The sequence below is a fragment of the Streptomyces sp. NPDC018263 genome, assembly GCF_055562575.1.
Genome location: NZ_JBVHFA010000005.1, coordinates 86,706 through 109,724, shown reverse-complemented (window position 1 = coordinate 109,724; position 23,019 = coordinate 86,706). Strand labels below are relative to the sequence as shown.

21 protein-coding genes and 1 tRNA gene are annotated in these 23,019 nt (G+C 69.1%); 8 read left to right on the top strand and 14 right to left on the bottom strand.

The features are described from left to right. Window positions 1-14: 14 nt before the first annotated feature. From ACZ3HQ_RS16005 to ACZ3HQ_RS15995, 3 genes are all read right to left on the bottom strand, one after another. Window positions 15-641, bottom strand: coding sequence for an HAD-IA family hydrolase (locus ACZ3HQ_RS16005; protein ID WP_467511276.1), 627 nt, complete (start codon window positions 639-641; stop codon window positions 15-17). A gap of 286 nt (window positions 642-927) precedes the next feature. Then, complete coding sequence (locus ACZ3HQ_RS16000) at window positions 928-2,160, bottom strand: MAB_1171c family putative transporter (protein WP_467511274.1); 1,233 nt, start codon at window positions 2,158-2,160, stop codon at window positions 928-930. A gap of 1,224 nt (window positions 2,161-3,384) precedes the next feature. Further along, the gene (locus tag ACZ3HQ_RS15995) at window positions 3,385-3,672 is read right to left on the bottom strand and encodes a hypothetical protein (RefSeq protein WP_467511272.1); all 288 of its coding nucleotides are present in this window, start codon (window positions 3,670-3,672) and stop codon (window positions 3,385-3,387) included. A 91-nt stretch (window positions 3,673-3,763) separates the two neighbouring features. Here ACZ3HQ_RS15995 and ACZ3HQ_RS15990 point away from each other — a divergent pair, with 91 nt between their 5' ends. Then, complete coding sequence (locus ACZ3HQ_RS15990) at window positions 3,764-4,423, top strand: helix-turn-helix domain-containing protein (protein WP_467511270.1); 660 nt, start codon at window positions 3,764-3,766, stop codon at window positions 4,421-4,423. Continuing rightward, window positions 4,420-6,036: a tyrosine-type recombinase/integrase gene (locus ACZ3HQ_RS15985; RefSeq protein WP_467511268.1), complete on the top strand. Its 1,617-nt coding sequence runs from the start codon at window positions 4,420-4,422 to the stop codon at window positions 6,034-6,036. The genes ACZ3HQ_RS15990 and ACZ3HQ_RS15985 overlap by 4 nt, the downstream gene beginning before the upstream one ends. Window positions 6,037-6,123: 87 nt before the next feature. Here ACZ3HQ_RS15985 and ACZ3HQ_RS15980 read toward each other — a convergent pair whose 3' ends face one another. After that, window positions 6,124-6,945 carry a hypothetical protein gene (locus tag ACZ3HQ_RS15980; protein ID WP_467511266.1) on the bottom strand — a complete coding sequence of 274 codons (822 nt, stop codon included), beginning with the start codon at window positions 6,943-6,945 and terminating at the stop codon, window positions 6,124-6,126. 321 nt (window positions 6,946-7,266) lie between these two features. Further along, a tRNA-Thr gene (locus ACZ3HQ_RS15975) sits at window positions 7,267-7,340 on the bottom strand. Between the two features lie 201 nt (window positions 7,341-7,541). Between ACZ3HQ_RS15975 and ACZ3HQ_RS15970 the strand changes: the two genes are divergently transcribed. From ACZ3HQ_RS15970 to ACZ3HQ_RS15960, 3 genes are all read left to right on the top strand, one after another. Continuing rightward, window positions 7,542-8,681 (top strand): ABC transporter ATP-binding protein, encoded by a 1,140-nt coding sequence (locus ACZ3HQ_RS15970; RefSeq protein WP_467511264.1) that lies wholly within the window; start codon window positions 7,542-7,544, stop codon window positions 8,679-8,681. Window positions 8,682-8,883: 202 nt separating this feature from the next. Continuing rightward, complete coding sequence (locus ACZ3HQ_RS15965) at window positions 8,884-9,363, top strand: hypothetical protein (RefSeq protein WP_031184007.1); 480 nt, start codon at window positions 8,884-8,886, stop codon at window positions 9,361-9,363. A gap of 202 nt (window positions 9,364-9,565) precedes the next feature. Beyond that, complete coding sequence (locus ACZ3HQ_RS15960; protein WP_030804456.1) at window positions 9,566-10,297, top strand: nucleotidyltransferase family protein; 732 nt, start codon at window positions 9,566-9,568, stop codon at window positions 10,295-10,297. A 58-nt stretch (window positions 10,298-10,355) separates the two neighbouring features. Here ACZ3HQ_RS15960 and ACZ3HQ_RS15955 read toward each other — a convergent pair whose 3' ends face one another. From ACZ3HQ_RS15955 to ACZ3HQ_RS15925, 7 genes are all read right to left on the bottom strand, one after another. Next, window positions 10,356-12,050, bottom strand: coding sequence for a DoxX family protein (locus ACZ3HQ_RS15955; RefSeq protein WP_467511261.1), 1,695 nt, complete (start codon window positions 12,048-12,050; stop codon window positions 10,356-10,358). Window positions 12,051-12,178: 128 nt separating this feature from the next. Continuing rightward, window positions 12,179-13,117 (bottom strand): 23S rRNA (guanosine(2251)-2'-O)-methyltransferase RlmB, encoded by a 939-nt coding sequence (gene rlmB / locus ACZ3HQ_RS15950; RefSeq protein ID WP_467511259.1) that lies wholly within the window; start codon window positions 13,115-13,117, stop codon window positions 12,179-12,181. Window positions 13,118-13,213: 96 nt separating this feature from the next. Next, the gene (gene cysS, locus ACZ3HQ_RS15945; protein WP_135787864.1) at window positions 13,214-14,617 is read right to left on the bottom strand and encodes a cysteine--tRNA ligase; all 1,404 of its coding nucleotides are present in this window, start codon (window positions 14,615-14,617) and stop codon (window positions 13,214-13,216) included. Between the two features lie 90 nt (window positions 14,618-14,707). Beyond that, window positions 14,708-15,112: a PPOX class F420-dependent oxidoreductase gene (locus tag ACZ3HQ_RS15940; RefSeq protein WP_467511257.1), complete on the bottom strand. Its 405-nt coding sequence runs from the start codon at window positions 15,110-15,112 to the stop codon at window positions 14,708-14,710. Window positions 15,113-15,161: 49 nt separating this feature from the next. Continuing rightward, entirely contained in the window at window positions 15,162-15,656 is a 495-nt protein-coding gene (gene ispF, locus ACZ3HQ_RS15935) for a 2-C-methyl-D-erythritol 2,4-cyclodiphosphate synthase (protein ID WP_467511255.1), read from the bottom strand. Then, window positions 15,646-16,410, bottom strand: a complete 765-nt coding sequence (ispD, locus tag ACZ3HQ_RS15930) for a 2-C-methyl-D-erythritol 4-phosphate cytidylyltransferase (protein ID WP_467511253.1) — start codon at window positions 16,408-16,410, stop codon at window positions 15,646-15,648. The genes ispF and ispD overlap by 11 nt, the downstream gene beginning before the upstream one ends. A 302-nt stretch (window positions 16,411-16,712) precedes the next feature. Next, window positions 16,713-17,195, bottom strand: a complete 483-nt coding sequence (locus ACZ3HQ_RS15925) for a CarD family transcriptional regulator (RefSeq protein ID WP_003953493.1) — start codon at window positions 17,193-17,195, stop codon at window positions 16,713-16,715. A gap of 614 nt (window positions 17,196-17,809) precedes the next feature. Here ACZ3HQ_RS15925 and ACZ3HQ_RS15920 point away from each other — a divergent pair. Continuing rightward, the gene (locus ACZ3HQ_RS15920) at window positions 17,810-18,466 is read left to right on the top strand and encodes a copper chaperone PCu(A)C domain-containing protein (RefSeq protein ID WP_467511251.1); all 657 of its coding nucleotides are present in this window, start codon (window positions 17,810-17,812) and stop codon (window positions 18,464-18,466) included. A gap of 82 nt (window positions 18,467-18,548) precedes the next feature. Here ACZ3HQ_RS15920 and phoP read toward each other — a convergent pair whose 3' ends face one another. Together phoP and phoR are read right to left on the bottom strand one after the other, a co-directional pair. Continuing rightward, window positions 18,549-19,220: a two-component system response regulator PhoP gene (gene phoP / locus ACZ3HQ_RS15915; protein WP_466134857.1), complete on the bottom strand. Its 672-nt coding sequence runs from the start codon at window positions 19,218-19,220 to the stop codon at window positions 18,549-18,551. Window positions 19,221-19,225: 5 nt separating this feature from the next. Next, the gene (phoR, locus tag ACZ3HQ_RS15910) at window positions 19,226-20,497 is read right to left on the bottom strand and encodes a two-component system sensor histidine kinase PhoR (protein WP_467511249.1); all 1,272 of its coding nucleotides are present in this window, start codon (window positions 20,495-20,497) and stop codon (window positions 19,226-19,228) included. 208 nt (window positions 20,498-20,705) lie between these two features. On the opposite strand from phoR, the gene phoU reads away from it, so the two are divergent. Together phoU and ACZ3HQ_RS15900 are read left to right on the top strand one after the other, a co-directional pair. Beyond that, a complete protein-coding gene (phoU, locus tag ACZ3HQ_RS15905; protein WP_467511247.1) occupies window positions 20,706-21,386 on the top strand; it encodes a phosphate signaling complex protein PhoU in 681 nt (226 codons plus the stop codon). Window positions 21,387-21,635: 249 nt separating this feature from the next. Next, window positions 21,636-22,811 (top strand): low temperature requirement protein A, encoded by a 1,176-nt coding sequence (locus ACZ3HQ_RS15900; RefSeq protein ID WP_467511245.1) that lies wholly within the window; start codon window positions 21,636-21,638, stop codon window positions 22,809-22,811. Window positions 22,812-23,019: the final 208 nt, after the last annotated feature.

Below are 23,019 nucleotides of genomic sequence, written 5' to 3'. Positions count from 1 at the left end.
CACGCGACCTTGTCCTACGCAGTCAGGTCCACGCCGAGCAGCTCGGACAACCTGGCTACCGTCTGCTCGGGGTCCTGGTTATGGACCCCTGCGAGGCCGAGCTGCTCCGCTGCCTGAACGTACGCTGCCGTGTCATCGACGAAGATGCACTCCTCGGCCGGCAGATCCATGAGCTTGAGAGTGATCTCGAAGAGACTCGGGTCAGGCTTGCGCGCCAGATGCTGCTCGGAGATCACCACAACGTCGTACAGCCGCTCAAGCTCGTAGCCGTCGTAGAGGTCCCACGGGGCGAGCCCCACCGAGTTGGACAGGATGCCCACCTTGATCCCGGCTCGCCTCGCTGCGGCAGCCGCGTCGATCATCAGCGGCTCCGGGCGAAGGTCACCGAAGATGCGGCCCATCAGGCCGTCGGCGGGCACACCCAGCATCTTGCCGGCGAACTCGTTCCACTCAGTCTGGGAGACCGTTCCACGCTCGAGGTCGCTCGTGATCCGAACACCTTCATCATCCTTGTACAGGGCCCTGAGGCAGGCTCCCTGCGGAAGTCCCTCGCGCTGCTCGAAGGCCAATACCGACGGCAGCAGCGGGGTGGTGAGCACGCCTCCGAAGTCGAGGATGAGCCCGGTGCGGCGGTTGGACATGGGGGAACTCCATTGCTGAGATTTTGGACGCCCATCCAGACCGGACAGCGTCTCGCCCCCGGCTAAGTGGCAACGAAATCTCTGTGCGTCGCAGGCCGGGGTGCACTTGCGGGGCGGAGCAGGATCTATTCAGTCCGCATGGGTCACGGTACCAGCCGATTTCGCGCGGCAGATGGTGCCGAATCTCACGTGCCACCCACAAGTCAAGATCGTCGGTTCGCTTGGTTCGACACGTCGCGCCAATGAGTACGAAACTGAAGAATCAGTCGATGAGCTCCCTAACCTGTTACTCCTGCTCGGATTCCATTCCTGCGGAGCACAGTAGAAGCTCCCGAGCTTGATCCAGTGCGATACATGAGTAAGCCGTACTGACTCGCGCGTGCCATGCCGCTTCACTATCGGTGTCAACGAACGGCTTCTCCCTCAGGAGAGCGGCGGCGAACGGGCTGGCTGGCGCGTTATCAGCAACCCTGAGTGCGGCCTTTATCCAGTACGCTTCGGCCGCCGCATCGGGATCCGAGTGCGAGGCGGTGAAATCCTCAGCAGCGAACATCAAGTCTCGCGGAGCGTAATACCGCAGCTTCTCGCACGCGTCAGCAATGTCCTGGGTCCACCGATCAAGCCGAACATCGATGGGGACGCGCGTAATTATTACCTCTGCGAGCCGGCCTTCGGGTGGATACAGGCTCGTTCCGGGAAAAGCCTCCACCAGGTCGAACCAGAGTGGGTAAGTCCTGTACAGGGTGCGCCACGTCTTCCACCGGGCCACGGCCGCGCGAGTCGTGGGAATGCTCGCGCCTACGGCAACGATCAAAAAAAGCAGGTCCATCCAAATCGCCGTGGCATCTACGAGAAGCTGGACCGTGGAGAGACTCAGAGGGAACGCGACCGCAATCCAAAGGATTGCGATGCGGGCCAACGTATGGACCAACCCCATCCACATTGAGATCGCCATCAAACCCAGCCCAACGCGCATGCTTGTACTCTCGGCCTGACGCGCCGCTCTCGTCCACTGATATCCGCAAACCGCGGTAGTGATGAGCGGGAAGAAATAGAAGACGGTCATGTAGACCGCCACTCCCCATTGCCCAGCATGATCAATGAGAAAATGCTGACTTGGCTTGTCGCGTTTCACCACGGTGAAAAACAGGATTGTGAGTAGGCCGACACCTATGGCCCCGGCCTTGTAGGAAGCACGAGCGATCCATCGAGAGACCGCGACGTGCCGGGGCACGATCGCCTCCGAGCTCTTCCCGTAACTGGTGGCGACGTAGGTGAGGGAGGCGATGATCGCTGCAGTACTGGCAAAATGCCTGAGCAGAGCACTCAGGTCTACTATGGGGATACGATCCAGCGCATCCATCACCACTGGCGTATAGAGCCATAGGGCTACGGCGAATCCCGCATAACCACCCCAGAGTGCCCGTCGGTGAGCGTCGGCGTATCGAACTGCGGGGAATCGCCATACAGCGATGGCGGTCATGACTACCGCAGTCAGGTAAGTAAAGTAGTCGAACACGTGACCAGTGTTATCTAAGCGGGCCGCAGGTTTATACCACCGGAAGTCCGATTGACTGCAGCTTCTATTGCCTGTTGATGGACTGCGCGAATCACGCCTAGAATCGACGCCGCGGTGGCGCAACAGGGTGGGCGAGTGAAGACTCCAGGAGGCTGACCATGTCATCTCCCGTGATCGACTGACGGCGCGCAAGCCGCTTTATCAAGGAGGCCGAGAGCTCGGCTTGCTTCTCCTCGGGACTATCAAAATCTACGCGCCCCTGGACAAGGGTCGACGGGAAACGTCGAAGGACTTCCTGACGAACGCGCACAGGTACATATCGCTCGATTTCGGCAGCCGTTAGGGTAGTTCCGTGGTCCAGCCATTCATGCGCGAGTTCATGAAGGATTATGTGCTCGGTTTGGTTGCGGCTCGAACGCCGGCGGTACAGAATTATCGTGAACTCTGGGGCTTTCACTCGAAGACCGCACGCCATACCCAGGCCCCCGTCGGGGTCTTCCAAAGGCACTAGCCGAATCTGGCGACCCGACGCGCCCTCCATGTTCCGCACCAACGCTTCGACGCTGAAAGGAGCGGGAATAGGGAGGTCGGCGAGCAACTTCTCGCATTCCTTCACAAGAACACGCCGTGAAGGGTCCCTACGCCAACGCAAAGCTGCTCCCTTGAAATGCTGCTGAGGTGCTCACTGCCAGCCTCTTCTCGAATCACGTGCGTGAGGTACTGGTAGCCAGGAGCTTGAGGCGCCCGGTGTTAGGCCGGAAGAGCCTGCCCGCTAAGCGTACAAGGGGGAAAAGGGTGATCCATACGAGCCCGGCTGTTGCGAACGTCACCCGAGCGCAGCATGCCGCTATGCGCGTTCCAAGATCGAGATGAAGCGGCAACACCGAAATTGATCTTTGATGCTTCCGGGGCACGGCTTCACTCTCGGCGAGGTGTGAAATCGGAGGATGCAACTAAGCGTCTTTATCGCGGTGTTGCTTTCCGAGCCCCGCCTCTGCTGTGGCGCTGCACGGCGCGAGCGCCGCCTGCTCTTCAGCGGGCGAGTTGGTCCAGGACGGCAACGGGAGCACCACCCAAACCGGCTGTCCGGTCAGGGAAGAACCGAACAGGTTGTCCCCTGGCCAGCCGTGCACCCTCGGAGCCAGCCCCTGCGGCGTCGCCCTGCCGCGTCAGCGCGCGAAACTCCCGGGCACCTCCAGGGTGGGCTGCGGGACGCCGGCACCCCTAAGCGGCGAGGCCGTGTCGGTCGCCTCCACCTTCCCCGTTGCTACCCCGGAGCTGCGGACGATCCAGGCACAGCAGCCTCAGCAGGTCGGCCGTCACCACCCTGTAGGCGTTACCGAGACGCAGCACCTTGACGGGGTACTCCCCTTGTTTGGCGAGTGTGTATCCCGTGGATCGCCCGATCATCAGCGCTCGATTCGAGGTGTCGAGATCGATCACGGCCGGAAGAGCGAGCAGTTCGTCGCTCGTCAGTCCTCGTGGCTCACGAGACGAGCCAGGTGTCATCATGACGCTCTCCTTGCGCTACTTCATGCCGTGGTGACGTGACAGGTGTATCACGGAGTTGCGGCAGCGCCCCTTTGCTTCTTAGGGTGTCACCATGACACTTGATCAATGGTCGGCAGCGTTCACCAATCGGATCGCCCAAGGTCTACGGAGCTCACGAAAGGCCGCCGGCCTCACCATGGCCGAAGTCGCACAGGGCTGCGCCGTCCGCGGCCTGTCGGAACTCACCGAGCACTCCATCAAGAACCTGGAGTCCGGTCGCAAGACGAGCATCAGCGTGGCGGACGTCGTCGTACTGGCTGACGTCCTGGGCGTCCCGCCTGTCGCTCTCCTCTTTCCACTCGGTGCCTCCGCGATGGTTGAGGTTCTGCCAGACCGCGAAGTGTCCACGTGGGACGCGGTCGCCTGGTTCACCGGCGAGTCGCTCCTGGCGGAGCCCGCTGCCGAGGGATCCCCACGGCAGGTCCTCGACGTCTTCCGCCAGCACGCCGACCTGGTGGCCGCCGCGACATCCTCTTACGACCTGGCCAAGGAGAGGCGACGGGTGGCCAGCACCACCCTGGACCGATCCCGCAGAACCACGCTCCTTCAGCGCGCCGAGGGCTACGAGGAGCACGCCTTCGAAGATGCCCAGGAGCTGGGCGCATATCGCGAGCGGATGCGCCAACGCGGCCTTGTCCCTCCATGCCTTCCCGACGAACTCGCCTTCGTCGACCAGCCAGACACGGACCCCGAGACAGAGGGTAGTGAGTGAAAAGCGGCACCATCACACGACGGTGCCGATGCACTGACTCCGAGACCGGCAAGGATCTCGGGGCGTCGTGCCCGAAGCTCCAGTCACGGCGGCATGGGACCTACGGCGTCTTCCAGGAGTTGGATCCCGCTCAGGACGGGCGTCGGCGTCGCTTCCGCCGTGGCGGTTTTGAGACCTCCACCAAAGCCCAGGAGGAGCTCAGCAAGGTCCGTGCCCTCATGGCCATTCCCGACGAGGACGATGCCTGGGGAAAGGCGCAGATCAGCGACCTGCTGGAGGGTTGCGTCAAGGAGAAGGCGCCACTGCCGGACTACGACGAGACCCGTCGCCGGTTCCAGACCGGGCAGGCACTGAACACGAAGACCACCGTGGGCGAGTGGCTGGATAGCTGGCTGGCCGGGCGCAAGCGTCTGCGCCGGGGCGGCGTGGCGCGATACGAGTGCGACATCCGCATCCACCTCAAGCCTCACCTCGGGCACCTCCGCCTCGACAAGCTCCGGGTCCACCACATCGCAAAGATGTTCGACGCCATAAACGAGGCGAACATCGAGATACAGGAGCAGAACGCCCAGCGACGGGCGGTTCAGGCTGAGCTGAAAGCGACCCCGAACAAGGGCGCCGAGCATCGAGCGCGACGGAAGTGGTTCCGCGCCCAGCTTGATGCGATGCCGCCGTTCCGACGGATCACTGGACTGAACACCCAGCCCCATATCCGGGACACGCTCAGGGCCGCGCTGAACGTCGCCATCGCTCAGCAGGTGATGGCGCCGTTCAACCCGGCCGCCCACATAGAACTGCTGCCGGGAACGAAGCCGAAGGCGCTGATCTGGACCGACGAGCGCATTGCTCGCTGGCGGGAGACTGGCGAGAAGCCATCGCCGGTCATGGTCTGGACCCCGGAACAGACCGCTGTCTTCCTTGACTTCGTCGCAGGGGATCGGCTGTACATGCTCTGGCGGCTCATCGCCTTCCGAGGCACCCGCCGAGGAGAAGCCTGCGGCGTCCGCTGGGAGGACCACTCCGCGAAGGGGCGCTCCCTGGCCATCGCCACCCAGCTCGTCCAAGACGGTTGGGAGGTGCACGAGGGTGCTCCCAAGACCGACAGCGGTCTCCGCCTGATCGCCCTGGACGACGACACCAATGAGGGCCTGCGTAGCCACAGGACCCACCAGCAGCGGGAGCGTGAGGCGTGGGGCGAGGGGTGGCAGGAAACTGGGCGCATCTTCACCCAGGAGGACGGCTCTCTTCTCCATCCGGGGAAGGTCAGTGACCTGTTCGAGCGTCTCGTGGAGGCGGCCGGCCTACCGCCCATCCGGCTTCACGACCTTCGCCACGTCGCCGCGACTCTGATGCTCTCGGCCGGGGTCGACATCAAGGTCGTCTCGGAAACCCTCGGCCACTCCGATACCCGGATCACGCGGGACATCTACCAATCCGTCCTCGACGACCTCGCCCGCGACGCCGCCGAGAAGGTCGTGCAGCTCGTGCCGCACGCCCGCAGGCCGCTGTCTGCTGTTCCCGATGCTGCGCCGAAGACCAACACGCCTTCTCGCCTGCCGAGGATGGCGCCGCCGCGCAAGGAGGGCGCCCAACAGCAGAATCGTTCAGCCTAACGGCGAACAAAAGGGAGCCCCGGTCAGAGGGAAGCTGACCGGGGCTCCGGCCTTTGTGCGGGATTGATCCGCGTACCCGTCGCGTGCTCAGACGGGTTTGTCCACGACCGTCAAGAGCGCCGCGGCGATGGCGAGCAGCGCTTTGGCTTCGTCCCGGCTGTACTTGAACGCCGACGTCACGTCGTCCTTGTGCATCGCTCCGCTCGCCTGGTCCTCAACGGCAAAGCGGATCCAGGCCCACCGTTCGTCCTGCAGGCGCTCCAACCTGGGCTTGTTGCCGGGCCAGTTCCAGCCGCTATGACCCTTGACCCATTCCAGGGCGCGGCGGGCTTCCAGAATCGCACCGTCGATGTCGTCGTCCAGGAGCCGACGCTGGGCGGCACGCAGGTACCGTGCCGGCTCGGCGCGGGGGTCGTCCTCCAAGGGGAACGGCACCTGCATCTCGAAGGCGACCGAGGGTCCGAGCGCGGTGATCTGATCGATCCAGCGGCTCTTGGCCACGCTGAAATGCAACACCTCCGTCGTGCTGCCGGGATAGCCAGGAGCCTGCGGGAGCGCGCCGGTAACCTCCAGCTCCATCCGCAGGTCCCCGTCGCGAGCCTCGTTGATGGCGTGGAGCTGGGCCGGGGTGATGAGGAACTTCAAGACCGGGCGGAGGACGCCGATCTCGGGGGTGAACGACAGCATCTCGGTCACGCGCCCGACAAGCATCCGTTCGTACGATCCCCGGACACCGTAGAGGTCAGCCTGCAAGGCCAGGAACCTGCCGGCCTTCGTGGCGACGGGTGCCTTCACGTCCAGCCCCAGTTGGAGGCAGATCGTCCCCATACCTCTGAGGAGCTGCACGCTCTCCTCCCGGACGACGAGGGCGAACTCCCCCGCCTCCGCATCGAAGCGCATCAGGTTCACGACTTGCTCCTCCGTAACGATCTCCCAGCGTGCCGATTCTCCATCACCCAGCGCCGCGGGATCGCACATTTATGGGAACCCGCCAAGAGCACGAGCGGTACGGCACCCCCGGCGAACAGCGGATACGCCCATGAGGCGCCCCCCTCATCGCCCTCCGGCGGCCACCCGCTTGTCCACCGGTTTGCACGCTCGCTGCACGCCTGTCCACCGGTTGTCCACCGGTGGCGATCATGGTGCCCGAGAGAGATGCCCGATCGCCACGGATTGATCTTGGAAAGCGTAAAGGCCCAGGTCAGAGGCTATCTGTCCTGGGCCTTACCGAGCCCCCTGTCGGATTCGAACCGACGACCTACGCATTACAAGTGCGTTGCTCTGGCCATCTGAGCTAAGGAGGCGGGGGCCGGTGGGCCCGTGTGTGTGCAGTGTACCCATGCGGGGGTGTGGGTCGGTGGGGGAAAGTCGAGGGCGTTCAGGTACTGACAGGGCAGGCCGGGGGCGGGTACGGTCCTGCCAGTTCACCTGGGTGAACGACCCGAACCACCTTCCTACAACGGATCGTCCGGCACGTTCCTGCCGGTAGAAGGGGGCCCCTCACCATGGCCACTGTCACATTCGACAAGGCGACCCGGATCTATCCCGGCTCGACCAAGCCCGCCGTCGACGCGCTGGAGATCGCGATCGAGGACGGCGAGTTCCTCGTCCTCGTCGGCCCGTCCGGCTGCGGCAAGTCCACCTCGCTCCGCATGCTCGCGGGGCTGGAGGACGTCAACGGCGGCGCCATCCGCATCGGTGACCGCGACGTCACCCACCTGCCGCCCAAGGACCGGGACATCGCCATGGTGTTCCAGAACTACGCCCTCTACCCGCACATGACGGTCGCCGACAACATGGGCTTCGCCCTGAAGATCGCGGGCGTCAACAAGGCGGAGATCCGGGCGAAGGTCGAGGAGGCCGCCAAGATCCTCGACCTCACCGAGTACCTGGACCGCAAGCCCAAGGCGCTCTCCGGCGGCCAGCGCCAGCGTGTCGCCATGGGCCGCGCCATCGTCCGCGAGCCGCAGGTCTTCCTCATGGACGAGCCGCTGTCCAACCTGGACGCCAAGCTCCGCGTCTCCACCCGTACCCAGATCGCCTCCCTCCAGCGGCGCCTGGGCATCACCACCGTCTACGTCACCCACGACCAGGTCGAGGCCATGACGATGGGCGACCGGGTGGCCGTGCTCAAGGACGGTCTGCTCCAGCAGGTCGACACCCCGCGCAACATGTACGACCGCCCCGCCAACCTCTTCGTGGCCGGCTTCATCGGCTCGCCCGCGATGAACCTGGTCGAGGTGCCGATCACCGACGGCGGTGTGAAGTTCGGCAACAGCGTGGTGCCGGTCGGCCGGGACGCGCTCTCGGCCGCCGCCGACCGGGGAGACACCACTGTGACGGTCGGTGTCCGCCCCGAGCACTTCGACGTGGTCGAGCTGGGCGGCGGCGCCGCGGCCACCACGCTGACCAAGGACAGCGCCGACGCCCCGGCCGGCCTCGGCGTCTCGGTGAACGTCGTCGAGGAGCTGGGCGCCGACGGGTACGTGTACGGCGCGGTCGAGGTCGACGGCGACGTGCGGGACCTCGTCGTCCGGGTGAACGGCCGTCAGGTGCCGGAGAAGGGCTCCACGCTGCACGTCGTGCCGCGGCCGGGCGAGATCCACGTGTTCTCGACCTCCACGGGCGAGCGCCTCTCCGACTGACCGGCGCACACAGGCAGTTCACAGGGAGGGGGTCCTGCGGGGCCCCCTCCTGCGTACCCCGGCACGGTTGGGCGGATATCCCGGCACAGGGATCAATTCGGGCGCCCGGCGTCAACCCCTTACCCAGAAAGCCGCACGACTTCATCCCCCGTAAGGGTGACTAAATGTCGCCAAATCAGCACCGAGCGCTACCCTCACTCGCGTGACGCACTCCACCACCCCTCAGACGCGACGCGGCCACCGGGGCGGCCCTGCCCGCCGGATCGGCCGCACTCTCGCCCTCGTCCTGCCCGTCGTCCTGGTGCTCTCCGGCACACTCGCGGTCACGCGGGTCAACTGGACCGGGGACTCCGAAGGCTCCGTGCTCACCGCCTCGGACGTCGCCCAGGCCCCCGCGAAGGCCGGCACCGCCCGTACGGTCACCGCCAAGAAGGCGGCGCCCCAGGACGTCCTGCGCGACCGGCTGCTGACCGAGCTTCAGGACAAGAACCCCGGCGTGGTCCTCACCCACCTCCAGCAGGCGGTCAACGGCCACCCCGCGCTCGCCGAGCACTGCACCTCCATCGCCCGCACCCTGGGCCGCGCCGCGGTCCGCCTCTACGGCGCCTCCCGCGCCCAGTCCTACGCCCGCCCGGTGTGCGACACGTCCTTCGCGACGGGTGTGCTGGCGGCACATAGCTGATCGGCATATAGCTGAGCACGACATAGCTGATCGGCACATGGCCGGTCGGCACATAGCTGAGCAGCACATGGCGGGCCGGCACATAGCTGATCGGCACATAGCGCGTCGACACATGGCCGGTCGGCACATGGCCGGTCGGCACATACAGGCGCCCCTGTCGTGCCCCCTGGACCCCGCCGGGGCGCCACGTACAGTTCGGGGCATGACCCATCCGAACGTCGCTGCGCGCCCCACCCAAGCCGTCGTCCTGGCCGGTGGCCAGGGCTCACGACTGCGCCCCTACACGGACGACCGGCCCAAGCCGATGGTCGAGATCCCCGGCACGGGCACCCCGATCATCGGCCACCAGCTCAACTGGCTGGCCGAAGAGGGCGTCACGGACGTGGTGGTCTCCTGCGGCCATCTCGCCGAGGTCCTCCAGAAGTGGCTGGCCACGGCCGAGCTGCCCCTGTCGGTGACCACCGTCGTGGAGACCGAGCCGCTCGGCCGCGGCGGCGGCCTGAAGTACGCCGCCGCGCACCTCCCCCGCCCCGACCGGCCCTGGTACGCCACCAACGGCGACATCTGGACCCGCTTCTCCCTGCGGGACATGGCCGACTTCCACACCGAGCGGGACGCGGTCGCCACCCTCGCGCTGGCCCGGCCGCGCATCCCCTGGGGCGCCGTGCGCACGGACGGCTTCGGACACATCACGGACTTCATCGAGGCCCCGCCGTCCACCGTCGAGATCAACGCCGGTGTGTATGTGTTCTCCCCCGAGTTCCGCGACCTGCTGCCCGACCGGGGCGACCACGAGCGCGCCACGTTCCCCCGCCTGGCCCGTGAGCGCAAGCTCGCCGGGTTCCCGCTGCCCCAGGGCTCCTACTGGCGGGCCATCGACACCGTCAAGGACCTCACCGAGGCCGCCAAGGAACTGGACGCCGACCGCGCGTGACAGCGGCACGCCAAGGGCCCCGCACCGCGAGGTACGGGGCCCTTGGCGTGTCCAGGGGTCAGTTGCCGAACAGACCGCCCACCAGGCCGGGCTGACCGGTGGAGGAGCCACCGGCGTCACTGCCGCCGCCCGACTCCGTGCCGCCGCCGCCCGAGGTGCCCGAGCCGGTGCCGCCGGTCGCGGTGCCACCCGCGCTGGTCGGGCCCGCCGTGGTGCTGGGAGCGCCGCCCCCGCCACCGGTGGTCGGGGTGGTCCGCTGGGGCGGGGCCTGGCCCGTGGTGCCCTGGGTCTGGCTGGGCGCGGCGGGAGCCGTACCGGCCGTGCGGCCCGCGCCCGGCGTGCCGGCCGCGCCGGAGGGGGCGGCCCCCGCCGAGGCACCGCCCGTGGGCGAGCTGGACGCCGACGGGCTGGCCTGCCTGCGCGGGGCCCCGGGCTCCGAGGGCAGCGGCGAACCGGGCTGGTTGTTGCGCGGCGCCTCACCCGGACCGGGCACGACCACCCGGCTGGAGTCGCGCACCGCACCGCCGAGCAGCGAGCCGACCAGCAGGGTCAGCCCGACGGTCACGGCCGTGATCAGCGCGCCCCGGCGCAGCACGTACCGGCGCAGGTCCCAGATGTCGGCGCGCGGGCCCAGCCTGCGCCAGGCGCTCCCCGCGAGCCTGCCGTCCACCGAGTACACCGGGGCACCCGCGATGACCAGCGGGGACCAGGCGGCCAGGTAGATGATGTCGGGCGCGTCGTACGCCGGGAGCGTCTTCCAGCTCACGGTGACGATGAGCGCGGCCGAGAGCAGCGCGCCCACCGCGGCGGCGACCCGCTGCCAGCAGCCCAGGATGGTCAGCACACCGACCACGACCTGGAGGAAGGCGATGACCAGCCCGGAGCCCACCGGGTGGTGCAGCGCGAACTGGCGCAGCGGCTCGGCCACGTCCCACGGGTGCAGGGTGTTGAGCCACTTGACCATGGAGCCGCGCTCGCCGCCGTCGAAGTAGACGGGGTCGCACAGCTTGCCCATGCCGGCGTAGGCGGAGATGAAGCCGAGGAAGACCCGCAGCGGGAGCAGGACCACGCCGAGGTTCATCCGGCGGCCGGGGTAGTACGCGTGCCGTGCCGGGTCGTCGCCGCGCCGGGCGGCCCGCGGGCCGGAGGGCCGGGCGGACGGCTCGTCGGGATCGAACTCGTCGCTCCCGTACGGCGATTCACCGTACGGCGGGGTGTCGTACGGCGGCTCGTCGTAGGCGCTGCCGACCGGGCGCATGTGGGGCAGCAGCCGGGTGCCGCCGTCGGGGCCGGTGCGCTGGTGGCCGAGGACGGGGGTCTCGACGGTCGCGTCGAGCCGGTCGTAGGCGTCCGCGTAACCGGTGTGGTCCGGGTCGAGGCGCGGGATGACCTGGGTGGCACCGGCCGGTTCGTCGGGGTGGCGCACGCTGCTGCCCCGGACGGCCTGGAGCAGGCGGTGGGTGCCGGTGTCGTCGGGCGCGGACCGGCCGCTCCAGACGACCGGGCGGCGCCGCCCCGCTGCCCCGCCCGCGTCGGACATGCGCGCGGGGTCCTCGGCGCTCAGATGCCGGGCGATTCTCGGGGACTGGGTGCGCCTGCCCGCCGTCCCCAACTGCACGCGGAAGCTGGCGTGATTGACGATGACCTGCGCCGGATCGCTCGGCACCTTCACCATGCTCAGCGCGGGAGCGTCGTCGAATCCAGACGAGCGGTCCCCCGTGGGAGTGCGGGGTGTTCTGGTGTCCACACTCATCTAACCGAGTGACGCCGAGTTAGGACACTGCTTTGACCGGCCCGATGTGTCCGGGCCGCGTCAAAGTCGTCGTGAACGCCGGTCATCCCCCGGAATTACCGCATCCGGGGGAATTGCCGAACGGTCGTTCAGGAGCGGCGGCGGGACGCCTCGTACAGCACGACACCGGCGGCGACACCGGCGTTGAGGGACTCCGCGCCACCCGGCATGGGGATGCGGACCAGGTGGTCGCAGGTCTCGCCGACCAGCCGGGACAGGCCCTTGCCCTCGCTGCCGATCACGATGACGACCGGCCCGGACAGCGCCGGCAGGTCGCCCGCCTCGGCCTCGCCGTCGGCGGCCAGGCCGACCACCGTGATGCCGGCCTTCTTGTACTGCTCCAGCGCCCGGGTGAGGTTGGTGGCGCGGGCGACCGGCGTACGGGCGGCCGTACCGGCCGAGCTCTTCCAGGCACCGGCGCTCATGCCGGCCGACCGGCGCTCGGGCACGACCACACCGTGCCCGCCGAAGGCGGCGACGGAACGGACGATGGCGCCGAGGTTGCGCGGGTCGGTGACGCCGTCGAGGGCGACGATCAGCGGGTCCTCGCCCTTGTCGTAGGCGGCCGCGGGGAGGTCCTCGGGGTGCGCGTACTCGTACGGCGGGACCTGGAGGACGAGGCCCTGGTGGTTCAGGCCGTTGGTCATCCGGTCCAGCTCGGGGCGCGGGGCCTCCATCAGGTTGATGTTGCCGCGCTCGGCGGCGAGCTGGAGGGCCTCGCGGACGCGCTCGTCGTTGTCGATGAACTGCTGGACATACAGCGTGCTGGCCGGTACGCCGTCGCGCAGCGCCTCGAACACCGGGTTGCGGCCGACGACCAGCTCGGAGGAGGAGCGGCCGCCGCCCTTGCGCTGCGGCGGGCGGCCCTGGGCGCGGCGGACCTTGGCGGCGGCGGCGCGCTGCTTGGCGTGGCCCTTGCGCATCTCGGCCGGGGGCGTGGGGCCCTTGCCCTCCAGGCCACGGCGCCGCTGGCCGCCGCTGCCGACCTGGGCACCCTTCTTGCCTGACATGCGGCGGTTGTTCGCCATGAGTTACCCGTCTCCGTGAGCGTTCGTACGTATGTATGCAGTGTGCCGCCCGGATGGCCGGGCGGCACATTCGATCAAGGCCGAGGCCGGCCGGGCCTAGCGCGGGCCGAGGCTCCAGCGCGGGCCCTGCGGGCTGTCCTCGACGACCAGGCCGGACTGGCCGAGCTGGTCGCGGATGGCATCGGCGGTGGCCCAGTCCTTGCGGCCGCGGGCGGACTCGCGCTGTTCGAGGACGAGGCGGACGAGGCTGTCGACCACGCCGTGGAGGTCTTCGCCGCGCTCGCCGCCCTCTCCGGCCCACTCGGGGTCGAGCGGGTCGAGGCCGAGGACGCCGAGCATGGCACGCACCTCGGCGAGGCGGGCGACGGCCGCCTCCTTGTCGTCGGCGGCCAGCGCGCTGTTGCCCTGGCGGACGGTGGTGTGCACGACGGCGAGGGCCTGCGGCACGCCCAGGTCGTCGTCCATCGCCTCGGCGAAGGCCGGCGGCACCTCGGTGGCCGGTTCGACCTCGCCCCCGGCCTTCTCCAGCGCGCGCTGCACGAAGCCCTCGATGCGCGCGAACGCCACCTCGGCCTCGCGCAGCGACTCCTCGCTGTACTCGATCATCGAGCGGTAGTGCGGGGTGCCGAGGTAGTAGCGCAGGACGATGGGACGCCACTGCTTGACCATCTCGGAGACCAGCACGCTGTTGCCGAGCGACTTGGACATCTTGTCGCCCGCCATGGTCACCCAGGCGTTGTGCACCCAGTACCGGGCGAAGTCGTCGCCGAACGCCTTGGCCTGGGCGATCTCGTTCTCGTGGTGCGGGAAGATCAGGTCCAGGCCGCCGCCGTGGATGTCGAAGGCGGTGCCCAGGTACTTGTGCGCCATGGCCGAGCACTCCAGGTGCCAGCCGGGGCGGCCCGGCCCCCAGGGCGTCGGCCAGCTCGGCTCGCCCGGCTTGACCGCCTTCCACATGGCGAAGTCGCGCGGGTCCCGCTTCCCGGTCTCGCCCTCGCCGGACGGCTGGAGCAGGTTGTCCAGCTCCTGGCGGGACAGCTCCAGGTAGCCGTCGAAGGAGCGCACGTCGAAGTAGACGTTGCCGTCGGCCTCGTAGGCGTGGCCGCGCTCGATGAGGCCCTGCATCATCTCGATCATCTCGGTGATGTGGCCGGTGGCGCGGGGCTCGTAAGTGGGCGGCAGGCAACCGAGGGCCGCGTAGGCGTCGTTGAACGCCCGCTCGTTCTCGTAGCCGATGGCCCACCAGGGGCGCTTCTGCTCGTGGGCCTTGTTGATGATCTTGTCGTCGATGTCCGTGACGTTGCGGATGAACGTCACGTCGTAGCCGCGGTACTCGAACCAGCGGCGCATGATGTCGAAGTTCAGGCCCGAGCGGATGTGCCCGATGTGCGGTGCCGCCTGCACGGTGGCGCCACAGAGGTAGATCGAGACACAGCCCGGCTGGACCGGGGTGAAGTCGCGGATCTGCCGGGCGCTGGTGTCGTACAGGCGAATGGTCACCACACCAGGGTAGTGGGAGCGGGGCCGTGCGATGCCACCGGACGGTGACATCGCCGCTCCGGGCCGCTCCGGGCTGCTCCGGGCTCTCCCCTAGAGGCTGCCGACCACCTTGCGCGGGGTGATGCGGACGACGACACGCTCGGCGTCGGCGGCGGAGGCCGGGTTGAACTCGGCGTACTTCTTGCCGGTGTACTTCAGGGACAGCTCGTCGATGAGCGCCTGGCCGCCCTCGGTGGTCATCTCGGCGGTGCCGCGGATCTCGGCGTACTCGTAGGGGTTCTCCGGGTCCATGACGACGACGGTGACCCTCGGGTCGCGCCTGAGGTTCTTCTCCTTGCGCCGGTCGACCGTGGTGGAGATGAGGACGTCGTCCCCGTCCCGCTTCACCCACACCGGGGACATCTGCGGGCTGCCGTCGGGCTGGACGGTGCCGACGACGATGAACACAGGCGTGTCCAGCAGGGACTTGAGCCGGTCGGACAACGCAGCGGACATGAAGATCCTCCTCGATCGACGGTGGCTGTGCGGGTACCCTCGCACGCCCCTACGACACGCGCACCACGAGGGCCGTGGCGATCGCCATCAGCCCCTCCCCCCGGCCGGGGAAGCCGAGCCCGTCGGTGGTCGCGCCGGACACCGAGACCGGGGCCCCGGCGGCGGCGCTGAGGACCTGCTGCGCCTCGTCCCGCCGCTTGCCGATCTTCGGGCGGGGCCCGACGACCTGCACGGCGACATTGCCGATGGCGAAGCCCGCGTCCCGCACGATCCGGGCCGCCTCCGTCAGCAGGGTGACCCCGGACGCGCCGGACCACTCGGGCCGGCCGGTGCCGAAGTGCTGCCCCAGGTCACCGAGCCCGGCGGCGGAGAACAGCGCGTTGCAGGCGGCGTGCGCGACCACGTCGGCGTCGGAGTGCCCGGCCAGGCCCGGCCCGGAGTCCTCCCACCTGAGCCCGCCGCACCACAGCTCGCGGCCGTCCTCGAAGGCGTGGATGTCGGTGCCGATGCCCACCTGGGGCAGGGCGGGGATCTCAGAAGCCATCGTTGAGCCTCCTGCGGGTGAGGACCGCCTCGGCGAGGACGAGGTCCAGCGGGCGGGTCACCTTGAACGCCTCCTCGTGGCCGGGCACGGTCACGACCCGCTCGCCCAGCCGCTCCACCATGCTCGCGTCGTCGGTGACGTCCTCGGTGACCGTCTCGTGGGCGCGGACCAGCGTGGCCCGGTCGAAGCCCTGCGGGGTCTGTACGGCGCGCAGCCGGGCCCGGACGGGCGTGCCGAGCACCGGCTCGGGCTCGCCGGGGGCGGTCGCGGGCTCGACCTCCTTGACCGTGTCGGCCAGCGGCAGCGCCGGGACCACGGCGGGGGCGCCGTCGCGGACCGCCTCGACGACCGTGTCGACGGTGTCGACGGGGACGAGGGGGCGGGCGGCGTCGTGGACGAGGACGACGTCGTAGGCGGGGGGCAGGGCATCCAGGCCCAGGCGGACCGACTCCTGGCGGCTCTCCCCGCCGGGCACGACCAGGAAGTCCGTGCGCTCGGGCAGGGCGTGCGCGTCCAGCAGCGACTTGACCTCGGCGGCGCCGTCCGGCGGGGCGACGACGACCACCAGGGAGACGTGCCGGGAGGCGGCCAGGGCGCGGACGGCGTGGATCAGCATGGGCGTGCCGTTCAGCGCGCGGAGCGCCTTGGGGGCGCCCGGACCGAGGCGTACGCCCCGGCCGGCGGCTGGGATCACGGCGGCGACACGGCTGTCCTGGCGCGGCTCGGCGGGCGCGGGACGCGATTCGTCAGACATCGGTTCCTGTCAGGTTTGTGTGCTCGGGGCCGGTGGGTATGGCCTGGAGGAGCGCCTGGGCGCGACGCCTTGACCGGGACCCTTTCCGTGAACCACGGTCGAGCCGTCCGCCCCCGGGAGTGGTACGACAGGGGTGGAGCACCGGAGCACGGTCACCAGAGCACAGGGGGCAGCGCACAGACGGAAGGCATACGGGGACGAATATGCCGCAGCGCCCGGCGACAGGGTGAGTGTCATCGGGCACCACGGCATTTTTGCTGCGCTGGACGTGAAGGCGGGCGGGGCACGCCGCCCGCTCCGTGTCAGGAGGCGAGTACCTCGTCGAGCAGCGCCTCGGCCTTGTCCTCGTTGGTGTTCTCCGCGAGGGCCAGCTCGCTCACCAGGATCTGGCGGGCCTTGGCGAGCATGCGCTTCTCACCGGCGGAGAGTCCGCGCTCGCGCTCGCGGCGCCACAGGTCACGCACGACTTCCGCGACCTTGATGACGTCGCCGGAAGCGAGCTTCTCCAGATTTGCCTTGTAGCGGCGCGACCAGTTCGTGGGCTCCTCGGCGTACGGCGCGCGCAGCACCTCGAAGACCCGGTCCAGCCCGTCCTGACCGACCACATCACGCACGCCGACGAACTCCGCATTGTCCGCTGGCACACGTACCGTCAGGTCGCCCTGGGCGACCTTCAGCACCAAGTAGGTCTTGTCCACGCCTTTGATCTGACGAGTTTCGATTGCCTCGATCAGCGCGGCCCCGTGATGGGGATAGACCACGGTGTCGCCAACCTTGAACGTCATGTGACAGGTACCCCTTCCGTGGCTATCCAGGGTAACACGGATACGGCGTCTTCTGAATGGCGTTTTCGCAGGTCAGGGCATATCTCGGGGCTTGACAACAGCAACAGGAACGTGCTGCGGACCGCCTGCGGAACCAGGAATTCGCAGGTCGGAGCCACTCTGCGTGCAGAGTGAAACATCTACGTCACAGGCCCCAGAGAGCCGCCCCGATTGGTTGAATGTCCCGGTTTGACCGCTTCCAAGCGTACGACTTCCGCTCCTTCGTTCGATGACCGGAGCCGGGTACGAGACGAATCCGGAATTGATCACGCCACCCGGCGGTGATCAATTCCGGACACGCGCGTATTCCTTCACGGAAATGCCGCCCGGAGTGTCGCGGAGTGTCACCGGGATGCCGTCAACGGCGTCGTACGGCGTTATCCGAATGACGGACGGGAAGCGCGAGGCGGGTGATCAGCGGCGCCCTCCGTACCCCCAGCGGGAGGGAAGCCCGGCAGATGGGGAGGGTCGGGTACGGCGGCGCGCGAACGGCTCGGTAGCCTGAGAGCGCTGACAGATCCTTAAGGTGGCCTTACAAGACAAGCCGCCCCTGCGTTCAAGGAGTTGCCGCCGCCGTGAGCAGCAGCCTTCGACGCGGCGCCCTCGCCGCATCCGCCCTCGCGTTCTCGATCGCCTCGCTCGCCGCCTGCGGCGCCGGCAACAACGCCCAGACCCTGGAGATCCGGCCGGACAACGCCGCGACCAGTGTCGGGGCCATCAAGGTGCAGAACGCCCTGGTCATCACCCAGCCCGACGCCAAGGCCAACGGCCCGGCCGCCGTCGCCGCCACGCTGTTCAACGACGGGGCGACCGACCAGACCCTCCAGTCGATCGCCGTCGAAGGCAGCGACGAGAAGGTCGAGCTGAAGCCCGCCAAGGGCGGAAAGCTCGTCGTCCCGGCCCACGGCCGGCTCGTCATCGGCGGCAAGGACAACGCCTCCGCCATGCTGGCCAGCGGCCGCGAGGCGGTCCAGAACGGCAACGCGCAGAAGGTCACCTTCACCTTCAGCAAGACCGGCACGGTCGGTCTGCGCGCCTTCGTCGTCCCGGCGACCAGCTACTTCAGCGGCTGGGGCCCGAGCGAGGTGCCCTCCGCGCCCGCCGCGGCGAGCTCCTCGCCGTCGGGCAGCCCGTCCGCGAGCGACGAGCCCGCGGGCGACAAGCCCAGCTCCCCCGCCTCCGCCCCGGCGTCCTCCCCGAGTGGCTCCGCGTCGGCGCCCGCGGGGCAGTGAGCACCTGCGCGTGACTGCGTGACTGACTGAGGGGGCTCCCGGCCGGGAGCCCCCTCAGTCACGTACGGACCGCTCTCGCGGCCTATGGCTCGAACTTGTAACCCAGCCCGCGCACCGTCACCAGGTAGCGCGGCGCGCCCGGGTCGGGCTCGATCTTGGCGCGCAGCCGCTTCACATGGACGTCGAGGGTCTTGGTGTCGCCCACGTAGTCGGCGCCCCACACCCGGTCGATGAGCTGCATCCGGGTCAGCACCCGGCCCGCGTTGCGCAGCAGCATCTCCAGCAGGTCGAACTCCTTCAGCGGCAGGTCGACCTTGGCCCCGGAAACCGTCACCACATGGCGGTCGACGTCCATCCGGACCGGCCCGGCCTCCAGCGCGGCCGGGGTGACCTCCTCCGGCTCGCCGCGCCGGCGCAGCACGGCCCGGATACGGGCGACCAGCTCGCGCGAGGAGAAGGGCTTGGTGACGTAGTCGTCGGCCCCTATCTCCAGGCCGACGACCTTGTCGATCTCGCTGTCCTTGGCGGTCACCATGATCACCGGGACGTTGGAGCGGCCGCGCAACTGGCGGCACACCTCGGTGCCGGGCAGCCCCGGCAGCATCAGGTCCAGCAGCACCAGGTCGGCGCCGTTGCGTTCGAACTCGTCCAGGCCGTCGGGGCCGGTCGCGGCGACGGCGACCTCGAAACCCTCCTTGCGCAGCATGTACGACAGGGCGTCGGAGAAGGACTCCTCGTCCTCGACGACGAGCACTCGGGTCACGGAAGGACCTCCGGGGAGGGAAGCGAAGCGTACGGGGACTGATCGGCCATGCCGGACGCGTCGTCGAGTCCGGGGTGCCTGGCGGCGCGGTCGCGGGCGACGCCCGACTCCGGCAGCCGCAGGGTGAAGGTGGAGCCCTGGCCCTCGGCGCTCCAGACCGAGACCTCGCCGCCGTGCGAGGCGACCACGTGCTTGACGATGGCGAGGCCGAGGCCGGTGCCGCCGGTGGCGCGCGAGCGGGCGGGGTCGACGCGGTAGAAGCGCTCGAAGATGCGCTCCTTGTCCTTGTCGGAGATGCCGATGCCCTGGTCGGTGACGGCGAGTTCGATCAGCTCGCCGCCGGGGGCGGATATCCGGCGGGCGGAGATGCCCACCCGGGTGTGGGCCGGGGAGTAGTTGACGGCGTTCTCGACCAGGTTGCCGAGGGCGGCGGCGAGCTGGCCGCGGTTGCCCCAGACGCGCAGCCCGGTCCGTACCGCGCCGGGCGGGTCCTGGATGGCGGTGGCCATGGTGATCTGCTTCGCACCGGCCTGGTGGCGGCAGCGGTCGACGGCCTCGGCGACCAGTTCGTCCACGCGGACCGGCTCGGCGTCCTCCAGAGGGTCGTCGTTCTGCACCCGCGAGAGGTCGATCAGCTCCTGGACCAGGTTGGTCAGCCGGGTGGCCTCGATCTGCATCCGCCCGGCGAAGCGCTGGACCGCCTCGGGCTCGTCGGAGGCGTCCATGACAGCCTCGGAGAGCAGCGAGAGCGCTCCTGTGGGGGTCTTCAGCTCGTGGCTCACATTGGCCACGAAGTCACGGCGTACCGCCTCGATGCGGCGGGCCTCGGTCAGGTCCTCGACCAGGAGCAGCACCAGCCGGGAGCCGAGCGGGGCCACGCGCGCGGACACGGCCAGGGCCTCGCCCCGTCCGGTGCCGCGCCGGGGCAGGTCCAGCTCGACCTGCCGTATCTCCCCGTCGCGCCGGGTGTCGCGCGCCATCTGGAGCATCGGCTCCACGGCGAGCTTGCCACCCCGGACGAGCCCGAGGGCGTACGCGGCGGAGCTGGCCTTGACCACGGCGTCGGCCTCGTCGAGGACGACCGCGGAGGAGCGGAGCACCGAGAGCACGGTGTCCACGCCGGGCGGGAGCACCGCGTCGGTGTGCAGGGAGGTACGGGTGGGGCGCTTCTGGTCGCGTTCGCTCCAGCGGAACGCCAGCATGGCGATGACGCCGGTGAGTACACCGGCGATCGCCGCCGCTGCGGCGACCGCCGCGTTCACGTCCATGTCACCAGGTTAGGCATGGCGTCCACCCCGGCCACAGCCGCCGTCGTGCGACCTCGGGCACTCGTCGCCCAGAGTTCACCTTGCATCCAGTGGTGGTTCATTCGGGAGGGCGGAAACGGACGCGTACGGGACGGAACGTGGGAGCGTGGGGGTTCGCACCGGTCGTGGGCCCGGGCCCCCGACGACACGTAGTAGGAGAGGGAACCTGATGCGGGACGCGTACCACGAGGAACTGGACTCGATCGGCGACGGTCTGGTGGAGATGGCCCGGCTGGTCGGCTCCGCCATCGGGCGCGCCACCACCGCCATCCTGGACGCCGATCTGAAGCTGGCCGAGAGCGTGATCGAGGGCGACCAGCGGGTCGACGAACTCCAGCACGACCTGGAGGCGCGGGCGATAGCCCTGCTGGCGCGGCAGCAGCCGGTGGCGACGGACCTGCGCATCGTCGTCACCTCGCTGCGGATGTCGGCCGACCTGGAGCGCTCGGGCGACCTCGCCCAGCACGTGGCCAAGCTGACCCGGCTGCGGTTCCCCGAGCGCGCGGTCCCCCAGGACCTGCACGCCACCATCCTGGAGATGGGCCAGCTCGCGCAGCGCCTCATGGCGAAGGCGGCGGAGGTCATCATCACCAAGGACGTCGACCTCGCGCTCCAACTGGAGCAGGACGACGACGACATGGACCTCCTCCACCGCACCCTCTTCCAGCACCTCATCGACGACCGCTGGAAGCACGGCATCGAGACGGCGGTGGACGTCACCCTGCTCGGCCGCTACTACGAGCGCTACGCGGACCACGCGGTGGCGGTCGCGAAGCGGGTCGTCTACCTGGTGACGGGCGAACACGCGGACGAGATCCAGCAGGAGGGGACGGGGAGCACGGGGGGCTGAGCGGCCCTCCGGGGGCCCGGCCGGGCTACGCGCCTACCCACCCCTGCGCACCCCGGTGCAGGCCGGCGGGGTGCGGGCGTCCGCTGAGAGAAACAGCAGGTAGACCCAGACGACCACGCCCGTGCCGCCGGTCAGAAGGGCGGCACGGGCTGGGGCGGCCCGTCTGGGCGGGGTTCATGTCGTGAAGCATGCGGCGACCCGTCACGCGCCCGCGCATCTCGTGGCGCCCGTACGGCACCATGGCCCGTTATGACCCACCCCACCCCCTGGCACCGCCCCATGCTCCCCCGCCCCAGTACCGAACGGCACCGCACCGCCACCGTCCTTGAGCTGTTCTTCGACCTCTGTTTCGTCACCGCGGTCGCCCAGACCGCCGCCGCCTTCGAGCACGAGCTGGCCGCGGGGAAGCTCGGGCACGGCGTGCTCGGGTACGTGCTCGTGTTCTTCGCCATCTGGTGGGCCTGGATGAACTTCACCTGGTTCGCCTCGGCGTACGACACGGACGACGTGCCGTACCGCCTGCTCACGCTGCTCCAGATCGCCGGCGCGCTGGTGCTGGCGGCGGGGGCGTCGAAGGCGCTGGAGGAGTACGACTTCAGGGTCATCACCTACGGGTACGTGGTGATGCGGCTGGCCATGGTGAGCCAGTGGCTGCGCGCCGCCCGCAGCGACCCGGAGCGGCGGCGGACGTGTCTGCGGTACGCGGCCGGCATCCTCGTCGTACAGATCGGCTGGGTCGCGCGGCTGTGGCTGCCGGACGACGCCGGGCTGCCGTCCTTCCTCGTGCTCGTCGTCGCCGAACTCGCCGTCCCCGCCTGGGCGGAGCGCGCCGGGCAGACCACCTGGCACCCGCACCACATCGCGGAGCGGTACGGCCTGTTCACCCTGATCGTCCTCGGCGAGTCCATCACCGCCGCGACCGGCACCGTGCGTGCCGCCCTCGACACCGAGGTCTCCCTCGGCGACATCGCCCCGCTCGTGGTCGGCGGCCTCCTCACCGTCTTCGCCATGTGGTGGCTGTACTTCACCCAGAGCGCGGCCGAGAAGCTCAACTCCCTGGGTACGGCGCTGCGCTGGGGCTACGGCCACTACTTCGTCTACGCCTCCGCAGCGGCCGTCGCCGCCGGGCTCGCCGTCGAGATCGCACACCTCACGGGGCACGCGCACCTCGAGCGGCCGGTGATCGCGGCGGCGTACACGGTGCCGGTCGCGCTGTACGTCGCGGTACTACGGCTGTTGCACCGGGGGGCGACCAAGTTCGGTGTGCTGGACGTCATTTGGACGGTGGGCGTCCTCGCCGTCCTCGCGGTCACCTTCACCCCGAGCCCGGTACTGGCCACCGGGTGCGTGATGTCGGCGCTCGTGGCGGCGGTGGTCGTGGTGTCGGGGCGGTCGGCCGCGCGAGGTGTTGAACGTACGGCCTGATCCGGGCGAACTCGGCCAACAGGCGCCGCAGGAAGGCGAGGTGGGCCAGATGGTCGCCGATGAACACCCTTCGCGGCGTGCCGACGGTCTGGGAGCAGGGTCGCTGGGTCGCGCTCTCCGCCGAGATGCGGTGCCGGGGCAACTGGACGCTGAGAGTGGTCGTAGAACCGGTGCGCGTGTCCTTCCCGGTGGAGTGTTCCGCCGGGAA

Coding starts and splice junctions, on each gene's coding strand:
- ACZ3HQ_RS16005 (WP_467511276.1), bottom strand. CDS start 641: ATGTCCAACCGCCGCACCGGGCTCATCCTCGACTTCGGAGGCGTGCTC.
- ACZ3HQ_RS15995 (WP_467511272.1), bottom strand. CDS start 3,672: ATGATGACACCTGGCTCGTCTCGTGAGCCACGAGGACTGACGAGCGAC.
- ACZ3HQ_RS15990 (WP_467511270.1), top strand. CDS start 3,764: ATGACACTTGATCAATGGTCGGCAGCGTTCACCAATCGGATCGCCCAA.
- ACZ3HQ_RS15970 (WP_467511264.1), top strand. CDS start 7,542: ATGGCCACTGTCACATTCGACAAGGCGACCCGGATCTATCCCGGCTCG.
- ACZ3HQ_RS15960 (WP_030804456.1), top strand. CDS start 9,566: ATGACCCATCCGAACGTCGCTGCGCGCCCCACCCAAGCCGTCGTCCTG.
- ACZ3HQ_RS15955 (WP_467511261.1), bottom strand. CDS start 12,050: ATGAGTGTGGACACCAGAACACCCCGCACTCCCACGGGGGACCGCTCG.
- rlmB (WP_467511259.1), bottom strand. CDS start 13,117: ATGGCGAACAACCGCCGCATGTCAGGCAAGAAGGGTGCCCAGGTCGGC.
- ACZ3HQ_RS15940 (WP_467511257.1), bottom strand. CDS start 15,112: ATGTCCGCTGCGTTGTCCGACCGGCTCAAGTCCCTGCTGGACACGCCT.
- ispF (WP_467511255.1), bottom strand. CDS start 15,656: ATGGCTTCTGAGATCCCCGCCCTGCCCCAGGTGGGCATCGGCACCGAC.
- ispD (WP_467511253.1), bottom strand. CDS start 16,410: ATGTCTGACGAATCGCGTCCCGCGCCCGCCGAGCCGCGCCAGGACAGC.
- ACZ3HQ_RS15925 (WP_003953493.1), bottom strand. CDS start 17,195: ATGACGTTCAAGGTTGGCGACACCGTGGTCTATCCCCATCACGGGGCC.
- phoR (WP_467511249.1), bottom strand. CDS start 20,497: ATGGACGTGAACGCGGCGGTCGCCGCAGCGGCGGCGATCGCCGGTGTA.
- phoU (WP_467511247.1), top strand. CDS start 20,706: ATGCGGGACGCGTACCACGAGGAACTGGACTCGATCGGCGACGGTCTG.
- ACZ3HQ_RS15900 (WP_467511245.1), top strand. CDS start 21,636: ATGACCCACCCCACCCCCTGGCACCGCCCCATGCTCCCCCGCCCCAGT.